Genomic DNA, 15,699 nt, shown 5'->3' on the forward strand with positions numbered 1-15,699 from the left:
TCCTCAGCCGTTCCGCGGGGTCAGCGCGCCCACGAGGGCGGCCGTGCCGGTGTCCCGCTGTACACCGCCCTGCTGCGGGGCCGGGCCCCGGCGGACGGCGGTCGTCGTCGGCGGGCCGACGGGGTGGGCGGCGAGCCGCGGGTCGACAGTGACCTCGCTGACGCCGAGCGGCTCGGCGAGGGATCGCAGCGCCGGTTCGCAGAGCCTGATCCACGCCTGCCGGGGTCCGAGGGCGGCGCTCAGGAGCTGAGGTGTCGTGAAGGCGACGGCGGTGCGGCCGCCGACAGGCGTGCGGAACAGGCGGGCCACGCAGCCCGCGGGTCCCGGCCGGACGGGGACGAACAGCGGCCCGGCCGGGCCCGGTTCACAGGGCTCGGGGTCCTCGCCGCACGGGAGCTCTGCCATGGTGGGTTCCTCCAGGGGACAGCAGGGAAGCTGAGGAAGCGCCGCGGGCCCTTTCGGAGAACCTGCGGCTTTCGTCGACGTTATGCCCGGCACAGGGTGCCAACCGACCCTCCATGACGCGACGTTGACGCAACCGCGCCGAGCCCTGACGCGATGCCTGCGCACGCGCCGCCTGCTCGTCAGGGCGGCGTCAAACCGGCGGGACGCTCTTGAGTCGGCGCGTGCAAGCCAGTTGAATGTCCGACGGAGCGGGAACCCGGCGCGGATGCGACCGGCCCCCGGCCACGGACCGGCTGGTGGCTCACCGTTTCGTGGCCCCAGCGTTTCGTGGCCCCAGCGTTTTGCGGCCTCACCGTTTTGTGGCCCCAGCGTCTTGTGGCTCACCGTTTCGTGGCTCACCGTTTCACTCGAAGGTTTCACTCCGGAGGAGCCCGATGATCCAGCTTCCGCCCCAGCACCTGCCCGCCGTGCCCCGCTGGTTCACTCCGGGAGCTCCCGGCCCCGCGTCTCTGCCCGAGCATGTCGCGGCCACCGGCGTGGGTCGCTGGTGGGCCGACCGCGCCCTGGACCCGCGGGCCGTGGCGGTCTCGTGCGCGGGCCATGTGCTGCTGAGCGGCGACCCCCACAGCGTCGTGCCCGACCTGCTCTCCCCCTTCGCGCACAGCCACGTCGAGACCCCGGCCCGTTTCCTGCCGGTCCTGGGCAGCGCCTTCGACCGCGTCGTACCGGACGAACGCATGGTGTACATACACCGCGAACCGGTCGAGCCGCCCCGTCCGCCGCGGGGTGTGACCGTCCGCCGGCTGACGCCCGCCGACGCGCCCGCGCTCGCCGCCCTCGGCCCCGGCTCCGCCTGGATCCACGACAGTTGGGGCGGGCCCGAGGGCCTCTCGGCGTCCGGGCACAGCTGGGCCGCGGTCGAACGGGACGGCAGTGTCGCCGCCGTGGCCTGCGGTTACTTCACCGGACAGACGTACGAGGACGTGGCCGTGCTGACCACTCCCGAACGCCGCCGCGAGCGCCTCGCCCTCGCCTGCGTCACGGCCCTGTGCGCGGACATCACGGCCCGCGGCCGCACGGCGAGCTGGTCCTGCGGGCGCGAGAACCGACCGAGCCGTCTGCTGGCCTGGACGGCGGGTTTCCGGCTGCACCGCGAGTACGTTCAGTACGTCACCGGAAAGCCGGTCGCGCCGCCCCGGCACGTCACGGACGTACCCGCCTGAGGTCCTCGCCCGATGCGCCCACCTGATCTGGCAAGCAATAGCTCTCCGCTCGTTCGAGATCAAGAGCGATCAGAAGAGGGCAAGGTCACAGCCCTGGGTGGCACCGCGTGCCATGGGTTGCGCCCTAGCATCGGGGCATGACGGTCCTGCCTGACGACGGGCTTTCGCTGGCCGCCGAGTTCCCTGATGCGACCCATGAGCAGTGGCACCGCCTTGTGGAAGGCGTGCTGCGCAAGTCGGGTAAGGACGTATCGGGCACGGCGGCAGAGGAAGCGCTGTCCACCGCCCTTGAGGACGGGCTCAACACCCGCCCCCTGTACACCGCGCGCGACGCCGCGCCCGACGCCGGTCTCCCCGGCTTCGCCCCGTTCGTCAGGGGTTCCGTTCCCGAGGGAAACACCCCGGGCGGCTGGGACGTCCGGCAGCGGTACGCGAGCGCCGACCCCGCGGGCACCGCCGACGCGGTCCTCGCCGACCTGGAGAACGGCGTCACCTCGCTCTGGCTGACCGTGGGCCCCGCCGGCCTCCCGGTCTCCGGTCTTGAGCGCGCCCTCGACGGCGTCTATCTCGACCTGGTGCCCGTCGCGCTCGACGCGGGCAGCGAGTCCGTGACCGCCGGACGGGAGTTGCTGCGCCTGTACGAGGCCGCAGGCGTCGCCGACGACGCGGTGCGCGGCACGCTCGGCGCCGACCCGCTCGGGCACGAGGCCCGCACCGGGGAGAAGTGCGTCTCGTTCAAGGCTGTCGCCGAACTGGCCCAGCTGTGCGGGGAGCGCTACCCCGGCCTGCGCGCGCTGACCGTGGACGCGCTGCCGTACCACGAGGCGGGCGCCTCCGCCGCGCAGGAGCTCGGCGCCTCGCTCGCCACCGGTGTTGCGTACCTGCGCGCCCTGTACGAAAAGGGCCTCAGCGTCGAGAAGGCCTTCGCGCAGCTGGAGTTCAGGTTCGCGGCCACCGCCGACCAGTTCCTCACCATCGCCAAGCTGCGTGCCGCGCGCCGCCTCTGGGCGCGCGTGGCCGAGGTGTCCGGGGTACCGGACGCCGGGGCGCAGCGGCAGCACGCGGTGACCTCGCCGGTGATGATGACCCGCCGCGACCCGTGGGTGAACATGCTGCGGACCACCGTGGCCTGCCTCGGCGCGGGCGTGGGCGGCGCGGACGCCGTCACGGTCCTGCCGTTCGACCACGAGCTCGGGCTGCCGGACGCGTTCGCGCGCCGCATCGCCCGCAACACGTCGACGATCCTCCTGGAGGAGTCGCACCTCGCGCGGGTCATCGACCCGGCGGGCGGCTCCTGGTACGTGGAGCGGCTCACCGACGAACTCGCCCACGCGTCCTGGGACTTCTTCAAGGAGATCGAGCGTGCGGACGGTCAGGTCGCGGCGCTGCGCTCCGGCCTGGTCGGCGACCGGATCGCCGCGACCTGGGCCGAGCGGAAGAAAAAGCTGGCCCGGCGCCGCGAACCGATCACGGGCGTCAGCGAGTTCCCGCTGCTCACGGAGCGCCCGGTCGAGCGCGAGCCCGCCCCCGCCGCCCCGTCCGGCGGTCTGCCCCGGGTGCGCCGCGACGAGGCGTACGAGGAGCTGCGCACCCGCTCGGACGCGCACCTCGATACGACCGGCGCCCGGCCGAAGGTGTTCATCGCCGCGCTCGGGCCCGCCGCCGCACACACGGCGCGCGCCTCGTTCGCCTCGAACCTCTTCCAGGCGGGCGGAGTCGAGGCCGTGCACGACCCCGTGTCGGTGGACGTGGAGACGGCGGCCGGCGCGTTCGCGGCGAGCGGCGCCGGCGTGGCGTGCCTCTGCTCCAGCGACGCGCTCTACGCCGAGCAGGCGGACGCGGTCGCGCGGGCCCTGAAGTCGGCGGGCGCGCAGCGCGTGTTCCTCGCGGGGCGCGGGGAGTTCGCCGACATCGACGAGTACGTCTTCGCGGGCTGCGACGCGGTCGCGGTGCTCACCTCCACCTTCGACCGCATGGGAGTGGCGTAATGCGGATTCCCGAATTCGACGACATCGAACTGGGGCCGGGCAGCGGCCCGTCCGTCTCGGACGAACAGTGGCGCGCCGCGGTGAAGGAGTCCGTGGGCAGGTCCGAGGCCGACCTGCTGTGGGAGACGCCCGAGGGCATCGCGGTCAAGCCGCTGTACACGGGCGCCGACGTCGAGGGCCTCGACTTCCTGGCGACGTACCCCGGCGTGGCGCCGTATCTGCGCGGCCCCTACCCGACGATGTACGTGAACCAGCCGTGGACGATCCGGCAGTACGCGGGGTTCTCCACCGCCGAGGAGTCCAACGCCTTCTACCGCCGCAACCTCGCCGCAGGACAGAAGGGCCTCTCGGTCGCCTTCGACCTGCCGACCCACCGCGGGTACGACAGCGACCACCCGCGCGTCACCGGCGACGTCGGGATGGCGGGCGTCGCCATCGACTCGATCTACGACATGCGTCAGCTCTTCAACGGCATCCCGCTGGACAAGATGACGGTGTCGATGACGATGAACGGCGCCGTGCTGCCCGTTCTCGCGCTGTACATCGTGGCGGCCGAGGAGCAGGGCGTACCGCCCGAGAAGCTGGCCGGGACCATTCAGAACGACATCCTCAAGGAGTTCATGGTCCGCAACACCTACATCTATCCGCCGAAGCCCTCGATGCGGATCATCTCCGATATCTTCGCGTACACGTCGCAGAAGATGCCGCGCTACAACTCCATCTCCATCTCCGGCTATCACATCCAGGAAGCGGGTGCGACGGCCGATCTGGAGCTGGCGTACACGCTCGCCGACGGTGTGGAGTACCTGCGGGCCGGGCAGGAAGCGGGCCTGGACGTCGACGCGTTCGCGCCGCGGCTCTCCTTCTTCTGGGCGATCGGCATGAACTTCTTCATGGAGGTCGCCAAGCTCCGCGCGGCGCGCCTGCTGTGGGCGAAGCTCGTCAAGCAGTTCGATCCGAAGAACGCCAAGTCCCTCTCGCTGCGCACCCATTCGCAGACGTCGGGCTGGTCGCTGACCGCGCAGGACGTGTTCAACAACGTCACGCGCACGTGCGTCGAGGCGATGGCGGCGACGCAGGGCCACACGCAGTCCCTGCACACGAACGCCCTGGACGAGGCGCTCGCCCTGCCGACCGACTTCTCCGCGCGGATCGCCCGCAACACCCAGCTCCTGATCCAGCAGGAGTCGGGGACGACGCGGACCATCGACCCGTGGGGCGGCAGCGCGTACGTCGAGAAGCTCACGTACGACCTGGCGCGCCGCGCCTGGCAGCACATCGAGGAGGTCGAGGCGGCGGGCGGCATGGCGCAGGCCATCGAGGCCGGCATCCCGAAGCTGCGCGTCGAAGAGGCCGCCGCGCGCACCCAGGCCCGCATCGACTCGGGGCGCCAGCCCGTGATCGGCGTCAACAAGTACCGGGTGGAGACCGACGAGCAGATCGAGGTCCGGGCGGTCGACAACTCCTCGGTGCGCAGTCAGCAGATCGCCAAGCTGAAGCGGCTGCGCGAGGAGCGCGACGAGGCGGCCTGCCAGGACGCGCTGCGCACGCTCACCACGGCGGCCGAGCGCGGCCCCGGCCAGGGCCTGGAGGGCAATCTGCTCGCGCTCGCGGTCGACGCGGCCCGCGCGAAGGCCACGGTCGGTGAGATCTCCGACGCATTGGAGAGCGTGTACGGGCGGCACGCGGGCCAGATCCGTACGATCTCCGGTGTGTACCGCACCGAAGCAGGCCAGTCGCCGTCCGTCGAGCGGACGCGCGCCCTGGTGGACGCGTTCGACGAGGCCGAGGGGCGCAGGCCGCGCATCCTGGTCGCCAAGATGGGCCAGGACGGCCACGACCGCGGCCAGAAGGTGATCGCCACGGCCTTCGCCGACCTCGGCTTCGACGTGGACGTCGGTCCGCTGTTCCAGACCCCGGCGGAGGTCGCGCGCCAGGCCGTCGAGGCGGACGTGCACATCGTCGGCGTCTCCTCGCTGGCCGCGGGGCACCTCACCCTCGTACCGGCGCTGCGCGACGAGCTGGCCGCCGAGGGCCGCGACGACATCATGATCGTCGTGGGCGGTGTCATCCCGCCGCAGGACATCGAGGCGCTGCACGAGGCGGGCGCCACGGCGGTGTTCCCGCCCGGCACGGTGATCCCGGACGCGGCGCACGACCTGGTGAAGCGTCTGGCGGCCGATCTCGGCCACGAACTGTGAGCCGGTGAGAGCCGACCCATGCCTGTGACGATCGACATCGACGCGTATGTGAAGGGCGTCCTCGACGGGAAGCGCGCGTATGTGGCGCGCGCCATCACCCTCGTCGAGTCGACCCGGCCCCAGCACCGGGCACTGGCCCAGCAGTTGCTGACGGAGCTGCTTCCGCACAGCGGGCGGGCGCGGCGGGTCGGCATCAGCGGGGTGCCGGGCGTGGGCAAGTCCACGTTCATCGACGCGCTCGGCATGATGCTGACCTCGCTCGGGCACCGGGTCGCGGTGCTCGCGGTCGACCCGTCGTCCACCCGCACGGGCGGCTCCATCCTGGGTGACAAGACCAGGATGGAGCGGCTCTCGGTGGCTCCCGACGCTTTCGTACGTCCCTCTCCTTCCGCCGGGACGCTCGGCGGGGTCGCCAAGGCGACGCGGGAGTCGATCGTGGTGATGGAGGCGGCGGGGTACGACGTGGTGCTCGTGGAGACCGTGGGGGTCGGGCAGTCGGAGACGGCGGTCGCGAACATGGTCGACACGTTCCTGCTGCTGACCCTGGCGCGCACCGGCGACCAGCTTCAGGGCATCAAGAAGGGCGTACTGGAGCTCGCGGACGTCATCGCGGTGAACAAGGCGGACGGCCCGCACGAGCGGGACGCGCGCTCGGCGGCCCGCGAACTGGCGGGCGCGCTGCGCCTCATGCACCCCTCCGACGCCGCCTGGACCCCGCCCGTGCTGACCTGCAGTGCCCGTGAGTCGAGCGGCCTGGACACGCTGTGGGAGCGGATCGAGCAGCACCGCGCCCTCCTCGACTCGACCGGACGTCTCGCCGCCAAGCGCCGCGACCAGCAGGTCGACTGGACGTGGGCGATGGTGCGGGACGAACTCCTTGGCAGGCTGCACGGGGACGCGAAGGTGCAGCAGGTGGCCCCGGAGCTGGAACAGCGCGTACGTGAGGGCACGTTGACGGCGACGTCGGCCGCCGAGCAGATCCTCGACGCGTTCCAGGGCGACCGCCCCTGACCGCGTCCCCTACGAACGGAGCCACCCGCACGATGAACGCCACGCCCGACGCCCCTGACGCCCCTGACGCCCCCGATGCCTCCTGCGACGACTCGCCCGTCCTGCTCCGCCGCGAAGGCCGCTCCGCACACCTCGTCCTGAACCGGCCGCGGGCCATCAACGCCCTGAACCACGCCATGGTGCGGATCATGGCGGACGCCCTCGACACCTGGGAGCGGGACGGGTCGGTGGCGACGGTGGTGCTGACCGGTGCCGGGGAGCGCGGGCTGTGCGCGGGCGGCGACATCCGCTCCATCCACGACGACGTCCGCGCGGGCCGGGCGGCGGCCTCGGCGGCTTTCTGGCGCGACGAGTACCGCCTCAACGCCCGGATCGCCCGCTTCCCGAAGCCGTACGTGGCCGTCATGGACGGCATCGTGATGGGTGGCGGCGTCGGGGTGTCGGCGCACGGCGGCGTGCGGGTGGTCACCGAGCGGTCGCGGGTCGCGATGCCGGAGACCGGCATCGGCTTCGTGCCCGACGTCGGCGGCACCTATCTCCTGACGCGGACGCCCGGTGAGCTCGGCACGCATCTCGCGCTGACCGGGGCACCGGTGGGGGCGGGCGACGCGCTGCTGTGCGGGCTCGCCGACCACTTCGTGCCGTCGGAGCGCCTGCGGGAGTTCACAGCGGCGCTCGCGGGGACAGAGGCCGCCGACGCCGTGCGGCAGTACGCCACCGAAGCCCCGGCCGGTGAACTGGCCGAGCACCGCGAGTGGATCGACCACTGCTACGCGGCGGACTCCGTCGAGGAGATCGTCGACCGTCTGCATGCCTGGGGCGGCCGGCACGCGAAGGAGGCGGCCGAGACGATCCTGGCCAAGTCCCCGACCTCCCTGAAGGTCACGCTGGCCGCACTGCGCCGGGCCCGCGAACTGCCGTCTCTGGAGGCCGTCCTCGAGCAGGAGTACCGCGTCTCCTTGGCCGCGCTGGGCTCACCCGACCTGCCGGAGGGCATCCGGGCGCAGGTCGTCGACAAGGACCGCAGGCCGCGCTGGTCGCCCGCGGAGCTGGCACAGGTGACGGAGGCGGCCGTCGGCCGGCACTTCGAGCCGGTGGACGGGGAGTCGCTCGGTCTCCTCTGACGGGGCACTGCTCGGCGGCCGCTCACGGGGCCGCAGGGCCGCGCCTCACGGCGGGTCCGTCTCCGTGACCACGGCGAGGAGCTGGAAGGGCAGTTCCTTGTCCCACTGGGCGACGCCGAGGGCGATCCAGCGGCCCTCCACCTGCCACAGGTGCAGATCCGGCACGCAGGAGCTCAACTGGGCCCACGGCTCCGGTATCTCCTCGTCCGTGTCGCCGAAGTCCACTGCCACGGCGCGTTCGAAGAGGCTCGCCAGGCTGAACCTCTGGGGCGGGCCCCAGCGGTCGGTGAGGAGCACGGTCAGGGCGTCGCGCTCGGCCTCGTACTGCTCCTCGGTGAGCTGCCATCGCGTGCCGTCGTCCTCCCAGAAGGTGTCGCTCGTCAGTAACTCGGCGATGTGGAACCCGGGTCCCGCTGAACCGCCCTGCGACCTGCCGTGCTCCGCGGGGAAGTCCCGGGAGCGCAGCAGGTCGATCGCGGCGAGATGCTGTGCGGTAGTCATGCTGTTCAGTAAACCGGGCGCCACTGACAATCAGTCACGCCGGCCGGTCACGCGTCGCGGCGCCGCACCGCCCACCACCCGGCGAGGAGCGCGGCGGCCGCCCAGGCGGCGCACACCGCGAGTCCGGCCCACGGCCCGAGGGCTCCTGCCGGGTTCTCGTGCAGCACCTGCTGTCCCGCCCTGTCCGGCAGGTAGTCCGCGGCGCCGCCCACCACGTCGCCGACCACGAAGGAGACGATCAGGGTGAAGGGAATGAGGATGCTCAGGACGGCGACTCCGCTGCGCAGCACGGCCGCCAGGCCCGCCGCGAGGAGCGCCATCAGCGCCAGGTAGATGCCACCACCGACGCAGGCCCGCACGGCGCCCGGGTGGCCGAGCCCGATGGCGTACTCCCCCAGGAAGGCCTGGCCGGTGAGGAAGGCGCCGAAGCCGGTGGCGACTCCGGCGAGCAGGGCGAGGCCGCCGACGACCGCCATCTTGGTGCCGTAGAAGAGTCCGCGGCGCGGCACGGCGGCGAGCGAGATCCGCAGGGCGCCGCTCGTGTACTCGGCGGAGACGGCGGTGGCACCGAAGCCGATGGCCGCGATCTGGCCGAAGTTGAGGGCGTAGAAGGCGTCGAAGAGCGGCTCGGCGTCCGCGTTGTCCGCCTCGGCCTGTCCGACGGACGCGAAGGCCAGGGCGGTGACGGCGACGGTGACCAGGAACACGGCGATCAGCGAACCCCAGTTGGACCGCAGGCTCCTGATCTTGATCCATTCGGCGTGGGCCACCGGTAGCACGGCGGTGTTCGTCATGTCAGGCCTCCTGGCGGGACGTGGGCACGGTGGTGGCCCTGAACTGGGTTTCGTCGGCCGTCAGGGCGAGGTAGGCCTGCTCCAGGGATGCCTGTTCGTCGGCGAGTTCGAGGACCGGGACACCGGCTCCCGCGGCGATGGCGCCGATCTCCTCGGCCCTGGCCCCGTCGACGGTCCATCGCCCGTCCGTGGCCTCCCCGAGGACGTAGCCCTTGCCCGACAGGATGCCGCGGAGCCGGTCCGGGTCGGTCGTGCGCACACGGACCCGCGCCTGGCTGTGCGCCGCGATGAACTCGCGCATCGGGTGGTCCGCGAGGAGTCTGCCGCGGCCGAGGACCACGAGGTGGTCGGCGAAGGTCGCGGTCTCGTTCATGAGGTGACTGGAGACGAGGACGGTACGGCCCTCCCGGGCCAGGCGCCGCATCAACTCGCGTATCCAGATGATGCCTTCGGGGTCGAGTCCGTTGGAGGGCTCGTCCAGCAGCACGACCTCGGGATCGCCCAGGAGCGCCGCGGCGATGCCGAGACGCTGCCGCATGCCCAGCGAGAACGTCTTGATCCTCTTGCCCGCGACCGACTCGAGACCCGTCTCGCCGAGGACCTCGTCGACGCGGTGCGCCGGGAGGCGGTTGCTGACCGCGAGGGCGAGGAGGTGGTTGCGGGCGGTGCGCGAGCCGTGGGCCGCCTGGGCGTCTAGGAGCGCCCCGACGTGGCGCAGTGGGTCGGCGAGTTCGGCGTAGTGGCGGCCGCCCACCGTGGCCGTGCCGGAGGTGGGGCGGTCCAGGCCGAGAACGAGGCGCATGGTGGTGGACTTGCCCGCGCCGTTGGGTCCGAGGAATCCGGTGACCCGGCCGGGGCGGACGCTGAACGTGAGGGCGTCCACGGCCCGGGTGGTGCCGTACTCCTTGGTGAGGTCTTGGACGTCGATGCTGGTCATGGCAGCCAGCCTGGCCGCCACCGCTGCCCGCGGTCTTCCCCCGCGCGGGGATGCCGTCTCCCCCTCACGGGGGAGCCGCGCGGCCCGATGGGCCTGGCACGATGACGCAATGCCCGGCTTCCTGAGACCCCTGACGCGTGCGGTCACTTATACGCGGGGGTTGCATCTCCTCATCGGTTCGGGGGTCGCCTGGGTCCTCGGCGCGATCTACCCTGGCCTCTCCAGTCCCTCGTACACCGAGGGGCTGCTCGTCCTGGTCGATCCCATTCCCTTTCTGATGCTTGCCGGAATGGTGCCCGCCATGCGGCGGGCGGAGGGGCTCCAGGCCCGGATGATGCTGTTCCCGGGGCCGCACGCGCGCGTGGAGGGCGACGGGGCGGATCCGGGTGTGTCGGTGGCGCCGTCCGCGTCCTGGCGTGAACGGGCCAGGACCGCGGGCTGGCTCGTCCTCAGGGTGGAGGCCGGCTGCGCCGTCATCCTGCTCACGGGGCAGTTCATGGGGATCGTGTTCGCGGCCATGGGCGCGATCGACCAGCCCGGGGACAGCGACGGTCTGCTCCTTCCCGTCGTGCACGGCTGGGCCACTGTGCCTGTAGCCGTCCTCGCCGTCCTGGCGCAGCTCGCGATGTTCGTCGTGGCGGGCCACCTGCTGAGCCGGGCGGCGCGCCGTCTCCTCGGCCCCTCCCCCGCCGAGCGCCTCGCCGCGCTGGAGGAGCGCACGGAGCAGCTCCTCGAACGCAACCGCATCGCCAGGGAGTTGCACGACTCCATCGGCCACGCGCTGACCGTCGCCGTCGTGCAGGCGGGCGCCGCGCGGGCCGCCGCCGACCCGGCGTTCACCGACCGTGCCCTGGAGGCCGTGGAGGAGACGGGGCGGGCCGCGCTGGAGGATCTGGAGCGGGTGCTGCGCGTGCTGCGGGAGGACGGGCGGCCCGCGAGCGGCCGGCCCACGCTCGTCGACGCCGAGCGCCTTCTCGACTCCGCCCGCGCCTCGGGGGCGAAGGTCGAAGTGGACGTGACGGGTCCGGTGGAGCGGGTGCCGGGGCCGGTCTCCCGCGAGGGCTACCGCATGCTCCAGGAGGCGCTGACGAACGTGCTGCGTCACTCGGGTGCGGTTCCGGTGCGGCTGCGCATAGCCGTCGACGACGTCCGCCTGGTCATGGACGTACGCAATGCGCTCCCTCCGGAGTCCTCCGGCGTCACCGGACGTGGTGGCAGCGGGCTCCGCGGAATCCGGGAGCGGGCCACGCTGCTCGGCGGGCGGGCCACGACCGGTCCGCGGGACGGTGAATGGCAGGTGCACGTCGAGCTGCCCCTCAAGTGATCTACGCTGGCCGGATGCCGGTCACAGTGCTCCTCGTCGACGACGAACCCCTCGTACGCGCGGGTCTGCGTGCCGTCCTGGAGGCGCAGCCCGACATCCGCGTGGTGGGTGAGGCGGCGGACGGCGCGGCGGTCATCCCTCTCGTACGTGAACTGCGTCCCGACGTGGTCGCCATGGACGTCCGCATGCCGCTGCTCGACGGCATCGAGGCGACCCGCGCGGTGCTGCGCACGGTGCAGGACCCGCCGAAGATCCTGGTGGTGACGACCTTCGAGAACGACGAGTACGTGTACGAGGCGCTGCGCGCGGGCGCCGACGGGTTCCTGCTGAAGCGGGCCAGGCCCGCGGAGATCGTGCACGCCGTGCGGCTGGTCGCGGAGGGCGAGTCGCTGCTCTTTCCCGCGGCGGTCCGGCAGCTGGCCGGCGAGTACGGCGCGGAGCGGGGCAATCCGCAGGCCCGGGACGCCCTGGAGAGGGCCGCGCTGACCGAGCGCGAGGCGGAGGTGCTGCGGCTGATGGCGCGCGGTCTGTCGAACGCGGAGATCGCCGCCCGCCTCGTCGTCGGCACGGAGACGGTCAAGTCGCATGTCAGTGGTGTTCTCGCGAAGCTGGGGGCGCGGGACCGGACGCAGGCGGTCATCGCCGCGTACGAATCCGGTTTCGTCTCTCCGGGATGACGGCCTTGTCCGCGGGGACGGCGGCCCTGGGTGCGGTGGAGGCGGGCCCGGCACTCGCCGCCGAACCCCCGTGCGAGTACGATCCGGCCATCATGCGCACGAGCTGGGAGGACGGACGTTGGGGCGGCTGACCGGCGGGGACCCCTCTCTGTTGCGGCGGATCAACTCCGCGGTGGTGCTGCACGCGCTGCGCGCCGCGGACTTGGCGACGCTCACGGAGATCACCCGCGTGACCGGGCTCTCCCGGCCCACCGTCGAGGGGGTCGTCGAGGGGCTCATAGAGGCCGGGCTCGTGGTGGAGTCCGCGGCCGAGGACGTCGGTGCCCGGCGTCAAGGGCGGCCCGCGCGGAAGTTCCGGTTCCGGGCCGAGGCGGGTCATCTGCTCGGTCTGGAGATCGGTCCGCACCGGGTGGCCGCCGTCCTCTCCGACCTGGACGGCAAGGTCCTCGGCACGGCGTCGAAGGGCGTCTCCGAAGAGGCACCCGCGGACGACCGGCTCGAACGTCTGCGGACGGCGGTCGCCGATCTGCTGCGCCGTGCCGGGATCGCCCGCAGTTCGCTGCGCGCCGTCGGGGTGGGCAGCCCCGGCATCCTGGACGCGGACGGCACGGTGCGGCTGAGCACGGCGCTGCCCGAGTGGACGGGGCTCCAGCTCGGCGAGCGGCTGCGCCGGTCCTTCAAGTGCCCGGTCCTGGTGGAGAACGACGCCAACGCCGCGGCCGTGGCCGAACACTGGAAGGGTGCGGCGGCCGACACCGACGACGTGGTGTTCGTCCTCGCGGGGCTGAGCCCGGGCGCCGGATCGCTGATCGGCGGGCGGCTCCACCGGGGCTACGGCGGTGCGGCCGGTGAGATCGGCGCACTGCACCTGCTGGGCCGGGAGGTCACTCCGGAGACGCTGCTCTCCACCACGGACGAGCCGCTGCACCCGCTGGACGAGCCGGCCGTCGCCGAGGTCTTCGCGCATGCGCGCGAGGGCGACGAGCGGGCGCAGGCGGCCGTGGAGCGCTTCATACAGCGGCTCGTGCACGACGTGGCCGCGCTGGTTCTCGCCCTCGATCCCGAACTGGTCGTGGTGGGCGGCTGGGCGGCGGGCCTGGACGGTGTCCTGGAGCCTCTGCACCGGGAACTGGCGCGCTACTGCCTGCGGCCGCCGCGGGTCGCGCTGTCGATGCTCGGCGAGGCGGCGGTGTCGACCGGGGCGCTGCGGCTGGCGCTCGACCATGTGGAGGAGCAGTTGTTCGCCGTCGAGGGGACCGTGACCGCACGGCACTGACGGTCCCCCAACGGCTCAACGGCTCAACGGCTCAACAACTCGACGGCCGGCGTCACGAGCGGCGTCAGGAGGCGTCGGGCTCCGACTCGTGGTGGATCTCCACGCCACCGGCGTCGCCGAAGGTGAGCCTGCACGTGTCCGCGCGGTAGGTGGCCACGGACACGGCCGCCGTGCTGCCCCCGGCGAAGAAGCGGGTCGTCACGACGAGCACCGGCGCTCCGGGGAGGCGGTCGAGTGCCTTGGCGTCGTCGGCGCGGGCGGAGCCGAGCTCGACGGCCCGGTCCTGCCCTTCGAGGCCGAGCCGGGCCAGCTCGCCCAGGACTACACGGGCGCGGGCCGCGCCGGACGGCGCGTCCATGCCGGTCAGCTCCGCGACCGAGGACATGGGCACGTACAGGAGCTCGGCGGCGACGGGCTGGCCGTGCGAGACGCGGGTGCGGCGCACCACGTGCACCTGCTCGTCCGCGGGGGTCCCCAGCATGCGGGCGACGTCCGCGGGCGGGGCCGCCGGAGCACAGTCCGCGGGCTGCCAGGCGTCGCCGACCGCGCCCGGCCAGGTGCCCTGCGCGGATCCGACGGCCACGCCCATCCGCGGCGGAGCGACAGTCGTGCCCACTCCACGGCGGCGCTGCAGCCTGCCTTCGAGTTCCAGTTGTTCCAGTGCCTGCCGGAGCGTGGCGCGGGCGACACCGAACCGGGCGGCGAGATCGCGCTCGTTCGGAAGGATCTCGCCCACGGCGAATTCGGAGTCGAGCGCCTCACTGAGCACCGTCTTCAGGTGCCAGTACTTCGGCTCCGGCGCCGTTTCGAGCTGCGTGGTCCCCACCCTGTCCTCCGCAATCGCCGTCGTGCGGCGGCGTTTTAGCGCCCTTGTTTATTAAAGGTTCCTGCACTATCCCTGCGACCATAGAGCCGCACCCACCCTTGGTCAAGACCAATCCTCGATCCGTTACAGCCTGCACAGGGGTGATGCCACAGAGCATTCATGCGGAGTTCGCGCGGGGCCAAGCAGGCGTAATCGGCCACCCGTGTGTGAACGGCGCGCAACGGACGCACGACGAAGCCCCCACCCTTCCCAGGCGGGGGCTCTGTACAGCGCAAACGCGCCTCTGAGGACGGTCGGGGGGCAGGGTGCTACCGGACGAGCGCCGCGAGCTTGTCCGGATTGCGGACGATGTATACGTCCTGGATGCGACCGTCGGCGACACCCAACTGGAAGACGTTGTCGGGTTTGCCGTCGACGAGGATGAACAGGGATTCGGCGCCGTTGATCTCGATGAAGCGGACTTCCACCTCGCCCGCTTCCCCGACCACCTTGGCGACGACGCTGTGCAGGAACCGGCCCACCTTGTCGGCGCTCTCCAGGACGCGCAGCGGAGCCTTCGCCTTGCCGCCGCTGTCGCCGACCAGCCGGACGTCCGGCGCGAGGAGCGACATCAGCCCCTCGAGGTCGCCCTCGACCGCCGCGGCGAGGAAACGCTCGGTCAGGTCGCGGCGCTCCGCGGGGTCCACCTTGTAGCGCGGGCGGCCCGCGTCGACGTGCTTGCGGGCCCGCCCGGCGAGCTGGCGCACGGCCGCCTCACTGCGGTCGAGCGTGAGCGCGATCTCGGAGAAGGGGAACCCGAAGGCCTCGCGGAGCACGAACACGGCGCGCTCCAGGGGCGAGAGGGACTCCAGGACCACGAGGACCGCCAGGGAGACGGAGTCGGCGAGCACGGCCCGCTCCGCGGTGTCGGGGACCGTCGGCCCGAACTCGGTGACACAGGGCTCGGGGAGCCACGGCCCCACGTACGCCTCACGGCGGGACTGCAGATGGCGCAGGCGGTCGATGGCGAGCCGGGTGGTGACGCGCACCAGGAAGGCGCGGGGTTCGCGCACTTGGTCGTGGTCGGTCGCCGACCAGCGCAGCCACGCCTCCTGGACGACGTCCTCCGCGTCGGCCACGCGGCCGAGCATGCGGTAGGCGACGCCCATCAGGACGGTCCTGTGCTCTTCGAAGACTTCGGTGACGTCGGTGACGTCGGTGACGTCGGTCATTCTGTCGGTGGACACCCTCCCATCCCAGCTCACGGGAGCATGCCTGTCCAGGCACTTCGGGTGCGGTACGCAGCACAGTGACCGCCGGCCGAGGCCACTCTCCGCAGGAGGCGGGGCCGCCCTCTTGAACTGGGGGCTACTGAGCGGTAATTGTTGCTGACAACGTGTCTAACGTATTGAGGAGCCGTCGCCCTGCGGCGG

Annotated in this window: 15 protein-coding genes; 9 read left to right on the plus strand and 6 right to left on the minus strand. The window is 72.3% G+C overall.

The genetic code is table 11. The features are described 5' to 3' along the window. Nucleotides 1-3 precede the first annotated feature (3 nt). Nucleotides 4-405, minus strand: a complete 402-nt coding sequence (locus tag AB0N81_RS38405; RefSeq protein WP_365366913.1) for an SAV_915 family protein — start codon at nucleotides 403-405, stop codon at nucleotides 4-6. 434 nt (nucleotides 406-839) lie between these two features. On the opposite strand from AB0N81_RS38405, the gene AB0N81_RS38410 reads away from it, so the two are divergent. The 5 genes from AB0N81_RS38410 (at nucleotide 840) to AB0N81_RS38430 (ending at nucleotide 7,952) form a co-directional block, all read left to right on the plus strand. Then, nucleotides 840-1,628 (plus strand): GNAT family N-acetyltransferase, encoded by a 789-nt coding sequence (locus AB0N81_RS38410; protein WP_365366915.1) that lies wholly within the window; start codon nucleotides 840-842, stop codon nucleotides 1,626-1,628. A gap of 137 nt (nucleotides 1,629-1,765) precedes the next feature. Further along, complete coding sequence (gene mutA, locus AB0N81_RS38415) at nucleotides 1,766-3,616, plus strand: methylmalonyl-CoA mutase small subunit (RefSeq protein WP_365366917.1); 1,851 nt, start codon at nucleotides 1,766-1,768, stop codon at nucleotides 3,614-3,616. After that, nucleotides 3,616-5,817: a methylmalonyl-CoA mutase gene (gene scpA, locus AB0N81_RS38420; RefSeq protein WP_365366919.1), complete on the plus strand. Its 2,202-nt coding sequence runs from the start codon at nucleotides 3,616-3,618 to the stop codon at nucleotides 5,815-5,817. The genes mutA and scpA overlap by 1 nt, the downstream gene beginning before the upstream one ends. 18 nt (nucleotides 5,818-5,835) lie before the next feature. Continuing rightward, nucleotides 5,836-6,828, plus strand: a complete 993-nt coding sequence (gene meaB, locus AB0N81_RS38425) for a methylmalonyl Co-A mutase-associated GTPase MeaB (protein ID WP_365366921.1) — start codon at nucleotides 5,836-5,838, stop codon at nucleotides 6,826-6,828. A gap of 32 nt (nucleotides 6,829-6,860) precedes the next feature. Continuing rightward, nucleotides 6,861-7,952 carry an enoyl-CoA hydratase/isomerase family protein gene (locus AB0N81_RS38430; RefSeq protein ID WP_365366923.1) on the plus strand — a complete coding sequence of 364 codons (1,092 nt, stop codon included), beginning with the start codon at nucleotides 6,861-6,863 and terminating at the stop codon, nucleotides 7,950-7,952. Between the two features lie 45 nt (nucleotides 7,953-7,997). Here AB0N81_RS38430 and AB0N81_RS38435 read toward each other — a convergent pair whose 3' ends face one another. Genes AB0N81_RS38435 through AB0N81_RS38445 form a run of 3 tightly spaced genes read right to left on the minus strand, consistent with a single transcriptional unit; the run spans nucleotide 7,998 to nucleotide 10,184 of the window. Beyond that, nucleotides 7,998-8,453: a hypothetical protein gene (locus AB0N81_RS38435; protein ID WP_365366925.1), complete on the minus strand. Its 456-nt coding sequence runs from the start codon at nucleotides 8,451-8,453 to the stop codon at nucleotides 7,998-8,000. Nucleotides 8,454-8,500: 47 nt separating this feature from the next. Next, the gene (locus AB0N81_RS38440) at nucleotides 8,501-9,247 is read right to left on the minus strand and encodes an ABC transporter permease (protein WP_365366927.1); all 747 of its coding nucleotides are present in this window, start codon (nucleotides 9,245-9,247) and stop codon (nucleotides 8,501-8,503) included. Nucleotide 9,248: 1 nt separating this feature from the next. Then, on the minus strand, nucleotides 9,249-10,184 hold the full coding sequence (locus AB0N81_RS38445; RefSeq protein ID WP_365366929.1) for an ATP-binding cassette domain-containing protein: 936 nt from the start codon (nucleotides 10,182-10,184) through the stop codon (nucleotides 9,249-9,251). Between the two features lie 109 nt (nucleotides 10,185-10,293). Between AB0N81_RS38445 and AB0N81_RS38450 the strand changes: the two genes are divergently transcribed. Genes AB0N81_RS38450 through AB0N81_RS38465 form a run of 4 tightly spaced genes read left to right on the plus strand, consistent with a single transcriptional unit; the run spans nucleotide 10,294 to nucleotide 13,461 of the window. Next, entirely contained in the window at nucleotides 10,294-11,508 is a 1,215-nt protein-coding gene (locus AB0N81_RS38450; protein WP_365366931.1) for a histidine kinase, read from the plus strand. Between the two features lie 14 nt (nucleotides 11,509-11,522). Next, nucleotides 11,523-12,185 carry a response regulator transcription factor gene (locus AB0N81_RS38455; protein WP_365366933.1) on the plus strand — a complete coding sequence of 221 codons (663 nt, stop codon included), beginning with the start codon at nucleotides 11,523-11,525 and terminating at the stop codon, nucleotides 12,183-12,185. Continuing rightward, nucleotides 12,182-12,316, plus strand: a complete 135-nt coding sequence (locus AB0N81_RS38460) for a hypothetical protein (RefSeq protein ID WP_365366935.1) — start codon at nucleotides 12,182-12,184, stop codon at nucleotides 12,314-12,316. The genes AB0N81_RS38455 and AB0N81_RS38460 overlap by 4 nt, the downstream gene beginning before the upstream one ends. Then, nucleotides 12,304-13,461: an ROK family transcriptional regulator gene (locus tag AB0N81_RS38465; RefSeq protein WP_365366937.1), complete on the plus strand. Its 1,158-nt coding sequence runs from the start codon at nucleotides 12,304-12,306 to the stop codon at nucleotides 13,459-13,461. Before AB0N81_RS38460 ends, AB0N81_RS38465 begins: the two co-directional genes overlap by 13 nt. A gap of 64 nt (nucleotides 13,462-13,525) precedes the next feature. Here the strand turns inward: AB0N81_RS38465 and AB0N81_RS38470 are convergent, their stop codons facing one another. After that, complete coding sequence (locus AB0N81_RS38470) at nucleotides 13,526-14,287, minus strand: GntR family transcriptional regulator (RefSeq protein ID WP_365366939.1); 762 nt, start codon at nucleotides 14,285-14,287, stop codon at nucleotides 13,526-13,528. A 308-nt stretch (nucleotides 14,288-14,595) separates the two neighbouring features. Further along, complete coding sequence (sigJ, locus tag AB0N81_RS38475) at nucleotides 14,596-15,498, minus strand: RNA polymerase sigma factor SigJ (protein ID WP_365367002.1); 903 nt, start codon at nucleotides 15,496-15,498, stop codon at nucleotides 14,596-14,598. Between the last annotated feature and the right edge of the window lie 201 nt (nucleotides 15,499-15,699).

Source organism: Streptomyces sp. NPDC093510 (genome assembly GCF_040683555.1).
Classification (GTDB): Bacteria; Actinomycetota; Actinomycetes; order Streptomycetales; family Streptomycetaceae; genus Streptomyces.